Raw genomic sequence first — 16100 nt, 5'->3', positions numbered from 1 at the left:
TTACCTAAGCTTAAACCGCAGATGCACCACCAACGATTTCCGATAGTTCTTGTGTGATCGCAGCCTGACGGGCTTTGTTGTACACAAGTTCTAAATCTTCAATCAAGTTGGTTGCGTTATCCGTTGCAGCCTTCATCGCAATCATTCGAGCCGCTTGCTCACAAGCAAGGTTCTCAACCACACCTTGGTATACCTGAGACTCTACGTAACGCACTAGAAGTGTGTCTAATAGAGGTTTTGGCTCAGGCTCATAGATGTAGTCCCATGAGTGCTCACGCTGCATCTCTTCGCTGTCCGATTTAGGCAAAGGTAGCAATTGATCGATCGTTGGTTGCTGAATCATAGTGTTCACAAACTTGTTGAACACCACATATAGACGATCCAGTTCACCTTCATCATATTTCTTAAGCATTACGCCAACAGAACCGATTAGGTCTTCTAGGCTTGGGCTATCACCCAGACCAGAAACCTGTGCCGCAACTTTTGCGCCACCATGTTTAAAGAAAGCTGTTGCTTTTGAACCAATTACAGCCAGTTCAACTTCAGCACCTTTCTCTTTCCATGATTGCATGTCTGTAACGGCTTTCTTGAACACGTTAATGTTCAAACCACCACACAGACCACGGTCTGTCGAAACGATGATGTAACCAACACGTTTAGCTTCACGCTCTTCTAGGTACGGATGACGGTACTCTAGGTTTGCGTTAGCCACATGACCGATCACTTTACGCATTGTTTCAGCGTATGGACGAGAAGCTTCCATTGCGTCTTGAGAACGACGCATTTTTGAAGCTGCTACCATTTCCATCGCTTTCGTAATTTTCTGAGTGCTTTTAACACTACCGATTTTATTACGTATCTCTTTTGCGCCGGCCATCGTTACTCTCCGTTAGTTGGTGGCAGAAACTGCCACCGACCTAATTACCAAGTTTGGGTTGCTACGAAGTCGTCAGTCAGTTTCTTCAACTGAGCTTCAACTTCATCGTTGTATGCACCCGTCTTGTCGATCTCAGCTGCGAATTCAGCGTATTGACCGCGAGCGTACGATAGTAGAGCCGCTTCGAAATCTAGCAGTTTGCTTAGTTCAACATCTGCTAAATAGCCGCGCTCTGCCGCGAAGATTACTAGTGCTTGGTCAAATACAGACATTGGAGCGTACTGCTTTTGCTTCATTAGTTCTGTAACTTTTTGACCGTGGTCTAGCTGTTTCTTCGTCGCTTCATCAAGGTCAGACGAGAACTGCGCGAATGCCGCTAGTTCACGGTACTGAGCTAGTGCAGTACGGATACCGCCTGATAGCTTCTTGATGATTTTCGTCTGAGCTGAACCACCTACACGAGATACTGAGATACCTGGGTCAACCGCTGGACGTACACCTGCGTTGAATAGCTCAGTTTGTAGGAAGATCTGACCATCGGTAATCGAGATTACGTTAGTCGGTACGAATGCTGAAACGTCACCTGCTTGAGTTTCAATGATAGGAAGAGCAGTTAGAGAACCAGTCTTACCTTTCACTTCACCGTTAGTGAAACGCTCTACGTACTCTTCGTTTACACGAGCTGCACGCTCTAGTAGACGCGAGTGTAGGTAGAATACATCACCTGGGAATGCCTCACGGCCTGGTGGACGTTTTAGTAGTAGAGAGATCTGACGGTAAGCTACCGCTTGCTTAGATAGATCATCGTAAACAATCAGTGCGTCTTCACCGCGATCGCGGAAGTATTCACCCATCGCACAACCTGCGTATGGCGCTAGATATTGTAGCGCTGCAGATTCAGAAGCAGATGCAACAACAACGATAGTGTTAGCTAGCGCGCCGTGCTCTTCTAGTTTGCGAACTACGTTAGCGATAGTCGATGCTTTCTGACCGATTGCTACGTAGATTGAGAAAATACCAGAGTCTTTCTGGTTGATAATCGCGTCGATCGCCATTGCTGTTTTACCAGTCTGACGGTCACCGATTACAAGCTCACGCTGACCACGACCGATTGGGATCATTGAGTCAACTGATTTGTAACCAGTTTGCACAGGTTGGTCTACCGATTTACGGTCGATTACACCTGGTGCGATTACTTCTACAGGCGAAGTCAATTTAGCTTCGATTGGACCTTTACCATCGATAGGCTCACCTAGTGTGTTCACTACGCGACCTAGAAGTTCTGGGCCAACTGGCACTTCAAGAATGCGACCAGTACCTGTAACTTTCATGCCTTCCTTAAGGTCAGCATATGGGCCCATTACTACCGCACCAACCGAGTCACGCTCAAGGTTAAGTGCTAGTGCATAACGGCCACCCGGTAATTCAATCATTTCACCTTGCATCACGTCCGCTAGGCCGTGGATGCGGATGATACCATCGCTTACCGATACGATAGTACCCTCGTTGCGAGCTTCACTAACAACTTCGAAAGATTCGATACGTTGTTTGATCAGATCGCTAATTTCCGTGGAATTAAGTTGCATGCTCCAATCCCCATTAAGACTGCAATGCATCGCTCAGGCGGTTCAAACGACCACGCGCTGAGTCATCGATGACTAGGTCTCCGGCTCGAATAATAACCCCACCAAGTAGGGTCTCATCTACACTGCAATTCAGCTTCACTTTGCGTTCAAGACGCACTTCAAGTTTGCTGCCAATGTTTGCAAGTTGTTCATCAGAAAGTTCGCTTGCTGAAATTACTTCAACATCGATTTCTTTCTCATGCTCTTTCTTCAATAGGAAGAATTGTTCACAAACATCAGGAAGGGCCGTCAGACGACCATTCTCAGCCATTACCTTAATCAGGTTTTGACCGTGCGCATCAACTTGTTCGCCACAAACTGCAACAAAGATCTCTGCCATTTTATCAGCAGAAACTGAACCTGTTAGAAGTTCATTCATTTGTTCGTTTTTGGCAACTTCAGCAGCAAAAGATAGCATTTGACCCCATTGGTCTAGCTGATCTTTGTCTACAGCAAAGTCGAAGGCTGCTTTAGCATAGGGGCGTGCGATTGTAGTCAAATCAGACATATGCGCCCCCAGACTTAAAGTTTTGCAGTAATGTTGTCGAGAATATCTTTCTGAGCGTCTTTATCGATAGTACGCTCAAGGATTTTCTCAGCACCAGCTACAGCCAGAGTAGCAACTTGTTTGCGCAGCTCATCGCGTGCACGATTACGTTCAGCTTCAAGTTCTGCTTCCGCTTGCGCTAGGATTTTCTGGCGTTCTGCCTGAGCTTCCTCGCGAGCTTCATCAATAATTTGAGACTTACGCTTGTTCGCTTGGTCGATGATCTCAGTTGCTGTGCGCTTCGCTTCTTTCATCTGATCAGAAGCGTTGGCTTGTGCTAGATCCAAGTCTTTTGCAGCACGTTCCGCTGCTTGAAGACCATCAGCAATTTTCTTCTGACGCTCTTCGATCGCTTGCATCAATGGTGGCCATACATACTTCATGCAGAACCACACAAATAGTGCGAACGAGATTGCTTGACCTAGCAGAGTTGCGTTTATGTTCACAACAGCTACCCCTCTATTTGGACTTAGTGTTAATCAGTGACAAGCCTGAGCTCGTCCCGAGTTAAAGGTGATTAACCTAGTTGACCAACGAATGGGTTTGCGAATGTGAATAGTAGCGCGATTACGATACCGATCATTGGAACCGCATCAAGTAGACCTGCGATGATGAACATCTTAACTTGTAGCATAGGAGCCATTTCTGGTTGACGTGCTGCACCTTCTAGGAATTTACCACCTAGTAGTGCGAAACCAATCGCTGTACCAAGAGAAGCAAGACCGACGATAATACCTACGGCGATTGCAGAAAAGCTCAGTAAAGTTTCCATTACTATCTCCAATTTATAGTTGTTGGCTTAGTGCCCAAATAAAAAGCTTAAAAAATTAATGATCAGAATCTTCGTGTGCCATTGACAGGTAAACAATTGTCAACATCATGAATACGAAGGCTTGAATCGTAATAACCAAGATATGGAAGATTGCCCACGGTAGTGAACCCATCCATTGCAAGTACCATGGTAGCATTGCCGCACAAAGAATGAATACAACCTCACCCGCGAACATGTTACCGAATAGACGCATACCAAGTGATAGAGGCTTCGCTAGTAGCGATACCACTTCAATCAGTAGGTTAAACGGAATCATCAGTGGGTGATTGAATGGATGTAGTGCAAGTTCTTTTGCGAATCCACCTAGACCTTTCACTTTGATGCTGTAGTAGATCATCAATGCGAAAACGCCTAGAGCCATAGCCATGGTGATATTCACATCAGCAGACGGTACAACCTTAAGATAAGGGATACCTAGCCAATGCTCTGCTGGGTACGGTAAGAAGTCGATAGGAACTAAGTCCATCACGTTCATCAAAAATACCCAACAAAAGATAGTCAGTGCTAAAGGCGCGATCAGTGGGTTGCGTCCATGGAACGTGTCTTTGACGTTTTCCGCGACAAATTCAACGATCATTTCTACAGCACACTGAAGCTTACCCGGTACACCCGCTGTTGTTCTCTTCGCTACTTTGTAAAAAATTCCGAGGAAGATTAAACCAGTAAACCAAGAAAAAAACAGGCTATCGATATGTACGTTCCAGAAACTTGTCTCCTCCGCTACTAGACCTAACTTGTAAAGAGATAGGTTAGTAAGGTGGTGGGCAATGTAACCGGACGATGTTAGCGCTTCACCTGGCGCAGCCATAACTCATCCTATTTTTTGTTGTTAATGAATAGCACTGGTGCACAGATATTAATACCTAGTACCAGCAAATAGGTTAGTTTGAGGGGAACAAGTTCCACCTGCATATACATGTAGGCTACGTAGAACAACACAACCGTGATGAGGATTTTCAGAACTTCGCCTGTATAGAAAGAAGCCGCGATACGCTTGGCAGCGCGAGCCCCACTAAACATAAAAGCACATAACGCAAAGACAGCATTGGCAACAACAAAAATGCCCCCACCAACCAGCGCTGAAATTCCCCATTCAGGATTCACGGCTATCGCCATTCCTGCAGCCACAAAAATAACCGCGCCAGACTGGATCATTAACAATTGCTTTGCGAGCTCTCGTCCTGGTCTAGCTAACGCAGCTACCATGTATTCGTACCTCTAGTAATATCCACTTTGCACTAAACTCTCTGTGCAGGGAAATTGGCGAAAATTATACGGTGAGAACAATTGAATGCAATTATATTGCATCAAAAACTTACAGTTTTGTTTACAATCCGACAACTTTCACACAAAATTCGATTATTTTGATTAATTGACCTAAATCAATTATCTCATCTAGGCCTCTAGCTTGGCAATCAGTTGATCCAATTTGTGAGGCTCATCAAGACTTATCGTCACTTTCGCTTTGCCGTTTACAGAACGAACCAAAGAAACTTTAGCATCAAGCAGTTGACTCAATTTATGCGACATTTGCTCTGCTTCGATATCTTCTTGTTGAGCTTTTTGCTCATTCTGTGGGGCTAAGCACTTTTTTACTAACTGTTCGGTTTGGCGAACAGTCATTTGCTTCTTAGCTACTTGTTGCGCCACTTCGACCTGCTGTTCGCCTTCTAACGCTAACAGAGCTCGAGCATGACCCATTTCCAATTTTTTATCTGCAACCAGACCTTTTACATCAATTTCCAACTGATTTAGACGTAATAGGTTACTCACGGTCGTTCTTGATTTTCCGATCACATCGGCCACTTGCTGATGTGTCAGCGTGAATTCATCTTGTAGACGTTCAAGCGCTTGCGCTTCTTCAATCACGTTCAAATCTTCGCGCTGAATGTTTTCAATCAACGCCATCGCTATCGCAGCACGGTCTTCGACCTTTTTCACCAAACAAGGTACACGTTTTAGACCGGCTTGCTTTGCCGCACGCCAACGACGCTCACCAGCGATGATTTCAAACTGACCGCTTGCCACTTGGCGAACCACGATTGGCTGAATAATGCCTTGCGATTGAATCGAAGCGGCTAGTTCTTCTAGCGCTTCTGGAGCCATATCTTTACGCGGTTGGTAAACACCCGGCTGCAATTGACCAATAGCCAAATCAGTCAACTCGCCATCAGCCGACAACGCTTGGCTTTGCGATGCAATGTGCTGTTTTTCACGAGCTAACGAACTGGTCGACAACAACGCATCCAGTCCTTTTCCTAGACCACGCTTAGACATAGGAGGAATTCCTTAGGTTAGAGTTAAACTGGGATTTCTTCGCGGCGGAGCATTTCACCCGCTAAAGCAAGATACGCTTTGGCGCCAGCTGAGTACTTGTCATAGTACATAGCTGGTTTACCGTGGCTCGGCGCTTCGGCCAAACGCACATTACGTGGGATCACAGTACGGTAAACTTTACTACCAAAGTGTTTTTTAAGTTGATCGGATACTTCATTAGATAGGCGGTTACGTGGGTCGTACATGGTACGCAGTAAACCTTCAATTTTGAGGTTCTCATTGACCACGGCCGCTAACTTGCTGATTGTATCCATAAGAGCAGTTAAACCTTCTAACGCAAAGTATTCACATTGCATCGGCACCAGCACAGAGTCGGCTGCGGCCATTGCGTTGATTGTAAGAAGGTTTAGAGAAGGAGGACAATCAATAAAGATGAAATCATAGTTATCGCGAACTGGCGCAAGGGCGTTTTTGAGACGAACCTCACGCGCGAACACTTCCATCAATTTGATTTCTGCAGCAGTCACGTCACCGTTCGCTGCAATCAGATCGTATTTCCCAGTGGTTTGTGTGCAAACCACTTGATCAAAAGGGGTATCTTCAACCAAAAGATCATACGCCGTCGCGTCAACCATGTACTTGTCGACACCACTAGCCATAGTAGCATTGCCTTGAGGGTCGAGATCGATCACCAAAACTTTGCGCTTTGTTGCCGCCATCGAAGCTGCTAAGTTAATGCACGTTGTTGTTTTGCCGACCCCACCTTTCTGGTTGGCGATTGCTACAATTTTACCCACGATTACCTCGCTAATTTTCCTTGCGCGATAAGATTACTAGATGACGATCACCTTCCAACTCAGGAACAGCTAAAGATATGATCTCCGTCACACTACACCATTCAGGAAGCTGATCTATTTCATCTTTAGGGTGTTGTCCTTTCAATGCAAGAAACACCCCTGAATCTTGTTTAGGCAAATGATGACACCATTCCACCATGTCCGTCATTGAAGCAAAAGCTCGACTCAAAACGCCATCAAATTTTTCTTCTGGCAGGAATTCTTCAACGCGACTTTGAATTGGTGTCACATTTTTCAACCCAAGTGCGTGCACAACTTGCTTGAGAAAACGAATGCGCTTACCAAGGCTATCGAGCAAGAAGAACGTCTTCTCAGGGTTCATGATTGCGAGTGGAATGCCAGGTAAACCAGGTCCTGTGCCAACATCGATAAAGCGCTCACCCGGTAAGTGAGTGCTAACGATGATGCTATCAAGGATATGTTTCACTAACATCTCAAGCGGATCACGGACCGACGTCAAGTTGTAAGCTTTGTTCCACTTGTCGAGCAATTCGACGTAACCGACTAACTGCTCGCGTTGCTTTTCAGACACTTCTAAATCGGTTTGTGCGATCAGCTCGTCTAATCTGGTACGTAAAGCGCTCATTATTCTTCCTCACCTTTCTTCAGCAAACCGCGCTTCTTCAGGTGAACAAGCAAAATAGAAATCGCCGCAGGGGTAATGCCCGAGATGCGAGATGCAATACCAATGCTTTCTGGTTTCGCTTCTGTCAGCTTTGCAACGACTTCATTGGAAAGACCTTTCACGTCTTTGTAATCCAAATCAGCTGGCAACTTAGTGTGCTCATGGCGCAGTGATTTTTCGATCTCTTCTTGTTGACGCTTGATGTAACCATCGTACTTAACCTGAATTTCAACTTGCTCAGCAGCTTGTTGATCTTCCAATGCCGGAGCAAAAGCTTCGAGCTCGGTCAATTGTGAGTATGAGATCTCTGGGCGACGAAGAAGATCCTCACCACTTGCTTCACGCGCCATTGGCGTTTTCAGCAGCTTGTTTAATTCATCGATACCGATTGAATTTGGATTCATCCAGGTCGACTTTAGGCGTTGGCGCTCAGTTTCCATGTTGTCGATTTTTTCGTTGAAACGTGCCCAACGAACATCATCAATCAAACCAAGTTCACGTGCTTTTTCAGTCAAACGCAAATCGGCGTTATCTTCACGTAGCAACAAACGGTATTCCGCTCGAGACGTGAACATTCGGTACGGTTCTTTGGTACCCATGGTCGACAGATCGTCAATTAGAACACCCATGTAAGCTTGGTCACGACGAGGGCTCCAGCCTTCTTTGCCTTGACTGTGCAAACTTGCATTAAGACCAGCCATTAAACCTTGTGCAGCGGCTTCTTCATAGCCTGTTGTACCGTTGATTTGCCCCGCGAAGAACAAACCATTGATAAATTTGGTTTCGTACGTTTGCTTCAAATCACGAGGGTCGAAGAAATCGTATTCAATCGCATAACCAGGACGAACAATGTGTGCGTTTTCAAACCCTTTCATTGAGCGAACGATTTGAACTTGAACATCAAACGGCAAACTGGTGGAAATACCATTAGGGTATAACTCGTGCGTCGTTAAACCTTCTGGCTCAATAAAGATTTGGTGACTGTTTTTATCCGCAAAGCGCATCACTTTGTCTTCGATAGACGGACAGTAGCGTGGACCGATACCTTCGATCACACCAGCGTACATTGGGCTACGATCAAGGTTATTACGGATCACTTCATGAGTTTGCTCATTGGTGTGAGTGATAAAACATGGGATCTGGCGTGGATGGTGCTCACGTTTCCCCATAAATGAAAATACAGGTGTCGGGTTGTCACCATGCTGCGCTTCTAGCACTGAGAAATCAACGCTTCGTGCATCAATACGCGGTGGCGTACCTGTTTTTAATCGATCAACTCGGAATGGTAGTTCACGCAATCGATCCGCCAATGCAATCGATGGTGGATCACCAGCACGACCACCGGATGAACTTTCCATACCAATGTGGATCTTACCACCAAGGAAAGTGCCAACCGTTAATACCACAGCTTTCGCGTGGAATTTCAGCCCCATTTGTGTCACAACGCCAACCACACGATCTTGCTCCACAATCAGATCGTCGACCGATTGCTGGAACAGAGTTAGATTTGGCGCATTTTCTAATGCGTTGCGTACGTATGCTTTGTATAGAGCACGGTCTGCTTGAGCTCGTGTAGCTCGAACCGCTGGACCTTTGGAAGCATTTAGCGTTCGGAATTGAATACCTGCATGGTCAATGGCTTCAGCCATCAGACCGCCCATAGCATCCACTTCTTTTACTAAGTGACCTTTACCGATACCACCAATCGCCGGATTACAAGACATCTGGCCTAATGTATCGATGTTATGGGTAAGGAGAAGGGTTTTTTGTCCTGTGCGTGCAGATGCGAGCGCGGCTTCCGTTCCTGCGTGTCCGCCACCAACAACAATGACGTCAAAGTTTTCGTGATAAAGCATGAACTGACCTCAGGTATTCAAAGGATTTAATGGACAGATAAAAAAGAGCGGTATTTTACCTTTTTTATCTATGAGAGAGAATCGTTTTCTCGCTTTTCACATTTTAGACCTTAAGACTATATATATAAGATCTATATATATGATCTTTTATTGGATCTATTATTAGGATCGCAGGTTTCTGTGGATAACTGGAAAATGATCAACAAGATCATGGATCTTCTTTGGATCAAATCTTGTGATCATGATTTGATCTGATCGAGGATTTCCTGAGATCAAAATCGATGGTTATACACAGGGCTAAAAAAAGATCTAAGTTGTTATTTGGATAACTAAAGGAAAGTCACTGGATCTTACCTTACTTATCCACAGATGTTTTGGGTGTTTTTTGAGCGGTTGAACGGTGTTGGCTGATAGGAGTTATTCACAAAGAGGAAAAACAGAGCCGTAATTCGGCTCTGTGAAAGGGGGATTAAGCAGAAAAACGTGCGAGGTTCTCGTTTAACCAAGCTTCTGCTGCGTCTTCAGGTACATCATGGTTAAGTACGTCTATTTTCAAGCAATCTGCTAAAGGTGTTGCACCAATATCTTCTAGTAGGTCATATGCATGCTGACCTGCTGCACAGAATGTATCGTAGCTTGAATCACCGATTGCGATGACGGCGAACTTCACATCCGCCATTTTTGGTGGCGTATTTTGCAGTGCGTTGATGAAAGGTTGGATATTGTCTGGATATTCACCTGCACCGTGAGTTGAAGTGATAACTAACCAAGTGCCTCGATTCTCGATCGACGACAACTCTGGTTGATTGTGGATCGTTGTTTCCAATCCGTTCTCATTGAGTAGATCACTTAGGTGATCACCAACGTATTCCGCACCACCGAGAGTACTGCCTGTAATAATGTGGATCATGTGTCTTCCTTTATAAGTCATACCAACGACAAGTTGCAGTTGTTCGTCAGTACAAAAAGAAACGCGGTGTTAAGCTTATGCCTGACACCGCGCGTTTTACTATTTACCGATACAGAATGAGGAGAAGATTCGTCCAAGGAGGTCATCGGAACTGAACTCTCCGGTAATCTCGTTCAAGTGTTGCTGAGTGATACGCAGTTCTTCTGCCAAAATCTCGCCAGCCATGAAGCCTTCAAGCTGTACTTGACCTATTTGTAGGTGCTGAGCTGCACGTTCTAATGCATCGAGATGGCGACGACGAGCCATAAAGCCGCCTTCCGTATTGCCTGAGAAGCCCATACATTCTTTTAAATGGGTGCGTAAAGCATCCACACCTGCGCCTGTTTTTGCCGAAAGACGAATTAACGTTGGATCATTCACATGGCAGATCCCCATTTCTTCACCGGTTTGATCCGCTTTGTTACGGATCACCGTCATTCCAATATTGTTTGGTAGGCGATCAACGAAATCCGGCCATATGTCTTTTGGATCCGTGGCGTCAGTCGTGGTGCCATCTACCATGAAGAGCACACGGTCCGCTTGAGCTATTTCGTCCCATGCTCGCTCGATACCGATTTTCTCAACCTCATCTGAAGCATCACGCAGACCGGCAGTATCAATAATGTGTAGAGGCATACCATCAATGTGAATGTGTTCACGCAGTACATCACGTGTTGTACCGGCAATATCGGTCACAATTGCAGACTCTTTGCCTGACAGAGCATTCAGAAGGCTAGATTTACCTGCATTAGGACGACCTGCAATCACGACTTTCATACCTTCACGCATGATGGCGCCTTGGTTTGCTTCTTTACGCACAGCATCTAGGTTATCGATGATGGCTTGAAGATCGGCTGATACTTTTCCATCGGCAAGAAAGTCTATTTCTTCTTCAGGGAAATCGATCGCTGCTTCAACGTAAATTCGTAGGTGAATCAACGACTCCACCAGCGTTTGAATACGTTGTGAGAACTGACCCTGCAGCGATTGCAATGCTGATTTTGCCGCTTCTTCTGAGCTTGCATCGATCAAGTCTGCGATCGCTTCAGCTTGCGTTAAGTCCATCTTATCATTCAAGAATGCACGTTCTGAGAATTCGCCAGGACGGGCTGCACGAACGCCATCAATGCCCAGAATACGTTTAATTAGCATGTCCATTACAACAGGACCGCCGTGACCTTGAAGTTCTAGAACGTCTTCGCCAGTGAACGAATGTGGGTTAGGGAAGTACAGTGCAATGCCTTGGTCTAGCACGGTGCCATCTTCCGCTTGGAATGGCAGATACTCTGCGTAGCGAGGCTTTAGCGTTTTACCTGTGACTTCTAGTGCCACTTGATTGGCCTTAGGGCCTGAAACACGAATAATGCCGACACCACCACGACCGGGTGCGGTAGCCTGAGCGACAATCGTATCTGTAGTCATAATCTTGCCTTTTGAGCTGGGCTATAGGGTTTTACAGACCTAGGGAGCCAGAACCAATTAGTTAGCTGAATTGTAATCAGCCAAAAACAAAAAGGCGACCTTTTGGCCGCCTTTCTTATGCTTTTCTATAAAGGTTTACTTAGTGTGTAAGCCTTTTTTCTCCAGCGCTTTGTAAATCAAAGTCTGCTGGATCAGCGTAACGATGTTCGACACCAACCAGTATAGAACTAGACCTGATGGGAAGAACAAGAAGAAGAAGGTAAACATAACCGGCATAAAGGTCATGATCTTCTGCTGCATTGGATCCGTTACTGTTGTTGGGCTCATCTTCTGGATTAGGAACATTGACGCACCCATCAGTAGCGGCAGGATGTAGTAAGGGTCCTGTGCTGAAAGGTCGTGAATCCAACCAAAGAATGGTGAGTGACGTAGCTCAACAGATTCCATTAGTGCCCAGTATAGAGCGATGAAGATAGGCATCTGTAGGATAAGAGGTAGACAGCCGCCCAGAGGGTTCACTTTCTCTTTCTTATACAGTTCCATCATCTCTTGGCTCATGCGCTGACGGTCATCACCGATGCGCTCACGCATAGCTTGCAGCTTAGGCTGTAGCATACGCATTTTCGCCATAGACGTGTATTGCGCTTTCGTTAGTGGGTACATTGCACCACGAACGATGAAGGTCAAACAGATGATTGCTACACCCCAGTTACCCACGAAGCTTTGGATGAAAGCAAGCAGTGAGTGAAGTGGTTTAGCGATGAACCATAGCCAGCCGTAGTCCACTACTAGGTCTAGGTTTGGTGCTACTGCAGCCATTTCTTTTTGCAGTTTAGGACCAACCCAAAGCGTTGCTTCAAACTTCGCTTGATCACCCGTCGCGATAGTTTTGTTTGGCATACGTACGCCGATATCACCTAGATTACCAATCACGCGAGTGTACAGGTTAGTACCTGGTTCGTTACGTGGGATCCAAGCTGCAGCGAAGTAGTGTTGGATCATTGCTGCCCAACCTTGACCATCTGCTAGGTTGAGAGACAAGTTGCGATCCTGCATGTCTTCAAAGCTGTATTTTTTGTAACGAACGTCTTCTGTTGAGTAAGCACCGCCACGGTAAGTTGGCATTGTGATGCTACCACCAGCGTCCATTAGGTTTTGACGCAAGTGAGCGTACATACCAAATGTTGCGTTGTTACCAGAGTTGTTCACTACATCGTATTCCACGTTCAGCGCGTAGCTGCCACGTTTCAGTACGTACGTTTTAATGTATTCGATACCGTTTGCAGTGAACGTCATTGGAACGCGTAGTTCGTCTTGACCGTCAGCCAGTTTGAAGCTGTCTGCACTTACGTTGTAGTGAGGACGGTTAGTGCTGCTTAGGTCGATACCTTGAGGACCCACTAGACCGCTTTGCGCGATGAACTGGTGACCTTTAGTGTCTTTTAGCAGAACGAATGGATCTGATGAATCAAGTTCAGCAGAGTATTTGTTAAGGTCGGCATGTACCACATCGCCACCAACGGTGTCGATCGACAGAGTTAAAACATCAGTCGTTACTGTGATAGTTTTTGCAGAAGCTTGCTGTTGACCTGGAACTGGGTCTAGCTCATCAGCAAAAGATGGTGCAGGTAGAGTACTGCTTGATTGAGCCTGTTCAACTGCTTGAGGTGCTGGGTTCTTTGCTACTTGCCACTGTTGAAACAGCAAGAAAGAAACCAGTGCCAGAGCAATGAGCAGGATATTACGTTGAGAATCCATCGTTAGTTATCTCTGTCTTGTTTTTGGACTGGTGGAACGGGGTCATACCCCCCTTCATTCAAAGGGTGGCATTTTAATAGACGTTTGCCTGATAACCAACATCCTTTTACAAAACCGTGAGCTCTCAAAGCTTCTAGCGCGTAAGTGGAACAAGTTGGTGTGAACCGGCAGCGAGGACCAATCAGAGGGCTGATAAACCAGCGATAAAGATTAACGAGCCCAATGGCTATCCACGTGAAGGGCGAGACAGGCGATGCCATAGCTTATCAAACAACTTAAATAATTCCTCATTGCTTAAATCTTGCGCGCTTTTCTTCGCGATCACAACAAAATCTTTATTTGGAAGCTGATGTTGATTGTTACGAAAGCTTTCACGAGCCAAACGTTTAAAACGGTTACGACCGACAGCAGTTTTGATTTGCTTTTTCGGAACAGCTAAACCTAATCGTGGGTGAGAAAGTTTGTTATTGCGAGCAATGATGGTGAAATGAGGCGAGCCAGCTCGATGAGCTTGCTGGAAGACGTTTTGATAATGCTCGGGAGTTAACAAGCGTAACTCCCGATTAAACGCGTACGTGTTCAAAATAAACTAGCGATTATTTTGATAGGCGCGCACGGCCTTTTGCACGACGTGCGTTGATAACTTTACGACCGTTCTTAGTTGCCATGCGAGCACGGAAGCCGTGAGTACGCTTGCGCTTTAGAACTGTAGGTTGAAAAGTGCGTTTCATGATAATTACCTTTACTGATCAGTAGTTTTAGGTTCTTGTTAAACCCGGCGTGGGCATTTTGCTTTCTTTATATAAAGAAGCTCTTTATTAAAGAAGAACAACCGACGCCTCTCAACAAAGAGGCGGAATTGTAATCACACTCACATAATGTGTCAATGACTCATGAGTACGAAATTCCGACCGGGCGATTATACGTAGTGTGAGTCAAATCTCAAGGATCGATTGATCTTGATGCTTGATCTTTACTCTATTCCCACTTGGTTAAGGAATTTTTTCAAACGAGGATCTTGTGGATTATCGAAGATATCTTGTGGAGAACCTTGTTCAACAATGTTGCCTTCAGCCATAAAGATCACTCTGTCAGCGACTTCTTTGGCAAATTGCATCTCGTGCGTTACCACCAGCATGGTTTGGTGTTGATTGGCTAACTTCTTCATTAATGAGAGAACTTCTCCGACCCACTCAGGATCCAGAGCTGATGTTGGCTCATCAAAAAGCAGCAATTCGGGTTGCAGTGCCATCGCTCTACCGATACCCACACGTTGTTGTTGTCCACCTGAGAGCGCTGCTGGATAACTTTCACCTTTGTCCCCAAGACCAATGTCATCCAAAATCTGTTGAGCACGTTTTAACGCGTCATCTTTCTTCCATCCTCGAACAGTAATCAAGCCCTCTGCGATGTTCTGACGCGCATTCATATGAGCAAATAGGGCATAGTTTTGAAAGACAAACCCAGTACGGCGACGTAGAGCAAGCACTTCTGCTTTGGTGTGTTTTTGTGTGTCGACCGAAATGTCATCGATGGTAATGCGGCCTTCGTCTGCTTGCTCTAAGAAGTTTACGGTACGTAGAAGTGTCGACTTGCCAGTACCGCTTGAGCCGATAATAACGATGATCTCACCTTGTTTGATGTCGAGATCAATGCCTTTTAGAACTTCAGTATCGCCAAAACGTTTGTGAATGTTTTCTAGTTTGATCATCGTACGTACGCCTTATTCAATTTCGCTTCTGCCCAAATCTGTACTCGAGTCAGGATAACCACCACGCCCCAGTAAATCAGAGCGACAGCAAGGAACGCTTCAAAGAAACGGAAGCTAGACGAAGCTTCCATCTGCGCTTTGGCCATGATTTCTGCAACACCAAGTGTGAAGGCGAGGGATGTCGACTTAATCATATCGATGAAGTAGTTCATCAATGAAGGCAGTGCGACACGTGTTGCCTGCGGTAAAATCACACGGCGCATCGCTTGTGTGGTTGTCATACCGACCGACAAGCTTGCTTCCATTTGGCTGCGATCAATGCCAATGATGGCTGCACGAATGCTCTCTGCCATATAAGCGGCAAAGTGCAGCGTTAAACCAATTACCGCAGCAGAAAAGGCATCGATTCCCACCATAAATGGGAAGATTTGCGGTAAGCCGTAGTAGAGCAGAAACAGTTGTACTAAAAGCGGAGTACCACGGAAGAAGCTGATATAAAGTTGGCTCAATTGGTCGAGAACTGGCAGCTTAAATACGCGAATGTTCGCTAAAATGACGGATAGAATTAAAGAAAAGACCAATCCCCATGTGGCCATTTCCATGGTCGTGCCAAGATACTTGAGCAGTATCGGTAGCAGCTCCAGCATGTAATTAAAATCAAATCCCATACGACTTACCTTGAGAAAAGAAAAGGTGGAATACTAAGTTCCACCTTGTCATTGAGTTAAAAAAGGACGCGAGATAAAGCCCTGCGTCCTAAAAGA

General features: G+C 45.6%; 19 protein-coding genes. All 19 read right to left on the bottom strand.

Translation table 11 applies throughout. The annotated features are described in order from the left end of the window. Positions 1 to 10 precede the first annotated feature (10 nt). The 19 genes from atpG to OH459_RS22385 all read right to left on the bottom strand — a co-directional run bounded on the left by atpG (position 11) and on the right by OH459_RS22385 (position 16004). Entirely contained in the window at positions 11 to 877 is an 867-nt protein-coding gene (gene atpG, locus OH459_RS22475) for a F0F1 ATP synthase subunit gamma (protein ID WP_005440806.1), read from the bottom strand. A gap of 44 nt (positions 878 to 921) precedes the next feature. Continuing rightward, entirely contained in the window at positions 922 to 2463 is a 1542-nt protein-coding gene (atpA, locus tag OH459_RS22470) for a F0F1 ATP synthase subunit alpha (RefSeq protein WP_005451027.1), read from the bottom strand. A 13-nt stretch (positions 2464 to 2476) separates the two neighbouring features. Continuing rightward, positions 2477 to 3010, bottom strand: a complete 534-nt coding sequence (atpH, locus tag OH459_RS22465; RefSeq protein ID WP_017191014.1) for a F0F1 ATP synthase subunit delta — start codon at positions 3008 to 3010, stop codon at positions 2477 to 2479. A 14-nt stretch (positions 3011 to 3024) separates the two neighbouring features. Next, positions 3025 to 3495 (bottom strand): F0F1 ATP synthase subunit B, encoded by a 471-nt coding sequence (gene atpF / locus OH459_RS22460; RefSeq protein WP_005451032.1) that lies wholly within the window; start codon positions 3493 to 3495, stop codon positions 3025 to 3027. Between the two features lie 71 nt (positions 3496 to 3566). Next, entirely contained in the window at positions 3567 to 3821 is a 255-nt protein-coding gene (atpE, locus tag OH459_RS22455) for a F0F1 ATP synthase subunit C (RefSeq protein ID WP_002540812.1), read from the bottom strand. Between the two features lie 55 nt (positions 3822 to 3876). Continuing rightward, entirely contained in the window at positions 3877 to 4689 is an 813-nt protein-coding gene (gene atpB, locus OH459_RS22450) for a F0F1 ATP synthase subunit A (protein ID WP_005451034.1), read from the bottom strand. Between the two features lie 8 nt (positions 4690 to 4697). Next, entirely contained in the window at positions 4698 to 5087 is a 390-nt protein-coding gene (locus OH459_RS22445) for a F0F1 ATP synthase subunit I (protein WP_005440813.1), read from the bottom strand. 189 nt (positions 5088 to 5276) lie between these two features. Continuing rightward, positions 5277 to 6158, bottom strand: coding sequence for a ParB/RepB/Spo0J family partition protein (locus tag OH459_RS22440; RefSeq protein ID WP_269988872.1), 882 nt, complete (start codon positions 6156 to 6158; stop codon positions 5277 to 5279). A 23-nt stretch (positions 6159 to 6181) separates the two neighbouring features. Beyond that, positions 6182 to 6955, bottom strand: a complete 774-nt coding sequence (locus OH459_RS22435; RefSeq protein WP_005451036.1) for a ParA family protein — start codon at positions 6953 to 6955, stop codon at positions 6182 to 6184. Between the two features lie 10 nt (positions 6956 to 6965). After that, a complete protein-coding gene (gene rsmG, locus OH459_RS22430) occupies positions 6966 to 7601 on the bottom strand; it encodes a 16S rRNA (guanine(527)-N(7))-methyltransferase RsmG (protein ID WP_269988871.1) in 636 nt (211 codons plus the stop codon). Then, the gene (mnmG, locus tag OH459_RS22425) at positions 7601 to 9496 is read right to left on the bottom strand and encodes a tRNA uridine-5-carboxymethylaminomethyl(34) synthesis enzyme MnmG (protein WP_269988870.1); all 1896 of its coding nucleotides are present in this window, start codon (positions 9494 to 9496) and stop codon (positions 7601 to 7603) included. The genes rsmG and mnmG overlap by 1 nt, the downstream gene beginning before the upstream one ends. Before the next feature lie 469 nt (positions 9497 to 9965). Then, entirely contained in the window at positions 9966 to 10406 is a 441-nt protein-coding gene (mioC, locus tag OH459_RS22420; protein WP_005451042.1) for an FMN-binding protein MioC, read from the bottom strand. A 99-nt stretch (positions 10407 to 10505) separates the two neighbouring features. Then, on the bottom strand, positions 10506 to 11867 hold the full coding sequence (gene mnmE, locus OH459_RS22415) for a tRNA uridine-5-carboxymethylaminomethyl(34) synthesis GTPase MnmE (RefSeq protein ID WP_269988869.1): 1362 nt from the start codon (positions 11865 to 11867) through the stop codon (positions 10506 to 10508). Between the two features lie 135 nt (positions 11868 to 12002). Beyond that, positions 12003 to 13625, bottom strand: a complete 1623-nt coding sequence (gene yidC / locus OH459_RS22410; protein ID WP_005451045.1) for a membrane protein insertase YidC — start codon at positions 13623 to 13625, stop codon at positions 12003 to 12005. Between the two features lie 2 nt (positions 13626 to 13627). Beyond that, positions 13628 to 13885, bottom strand: a complete 258-nt coding sequence (gene yidD / locus OH459_RS22405) for a membrane protein insertion efficiency factor YidD (protein ID WP_005451046.1) — start codon at positions 13883 to 13885, stop codon at positions 13628 to 13630. Beyond that, positions 13852 to 14175 (bottom strand): ribonuclease P protein component, encoded by a 324-nt coding sequence (gene rnpA / locus OH459_RS22400; protein ID WP_009699098.1) that lies wholly within the window; start codon positions 14173 to 14175, stop codon positions 13852 to 13854. Before rnpA ends, yidD begins: the two co-directional genes overlap by 34 nt. Positions 14176 to 14221: 46 nt before the next feature. Next, the gene (rpmH, locus tag OH459_RS22395; protein ID WP_005378825.1) at positions 14222 to 14356 is read right to left on the bottom strand and encodes a 50S ribosomal protein L34; all 135 of its coding nucleotides are present in this window, start codon (positions 14354 to 14356) and stop codon (positions 14222 to 14224) included. 242 nt (positions 14357 to 14598) lie between these two features. Further along, positions 14599 to 15336 (bottom strand): amino acid ABC transporter ATP-binding protein, encoded by a 738-nt coding sequence (locus tag OH459_RS22390; protein ID WP_005451048.1) that lies wholly within the window; start codon positions 15334 to 15336, stop codon positions 14599 to 14601. Continuing rightward, positions 15333 to 16004 carry an amino acid ABC transporter permease gene (locus tag OH459_RS22385; RefSeq protein ID WP_005451049.1) on the bottom strand — a complete coding sequence of 224 codons (672 nt, stop codon included), beginning with the start codon at positions 16002 to 16004 and terminating at the stop codon, positions 15333 to 15335. Before OH459_RS22385 ends, OH459_RS22390 begins: the two co-directional genes overlap by 4 nt. Positions 16005 to 16100: the final 96 nt, after the last annotated feature.

The organism is Vibrio sp. MM46, from assembly GCF_027587135.1.
Taxonomy (GTDB): Bacteria; Pseudomonadota; Gammaproteobacteria; order Enterobacterales; family Vibrionaceae; genus Vibrio; species Vibrio harveyi.
Note: the sequence above shows the minus strand (reverse complement) of the source record. Positions and strands in the feature narration are given on the sequence as shown.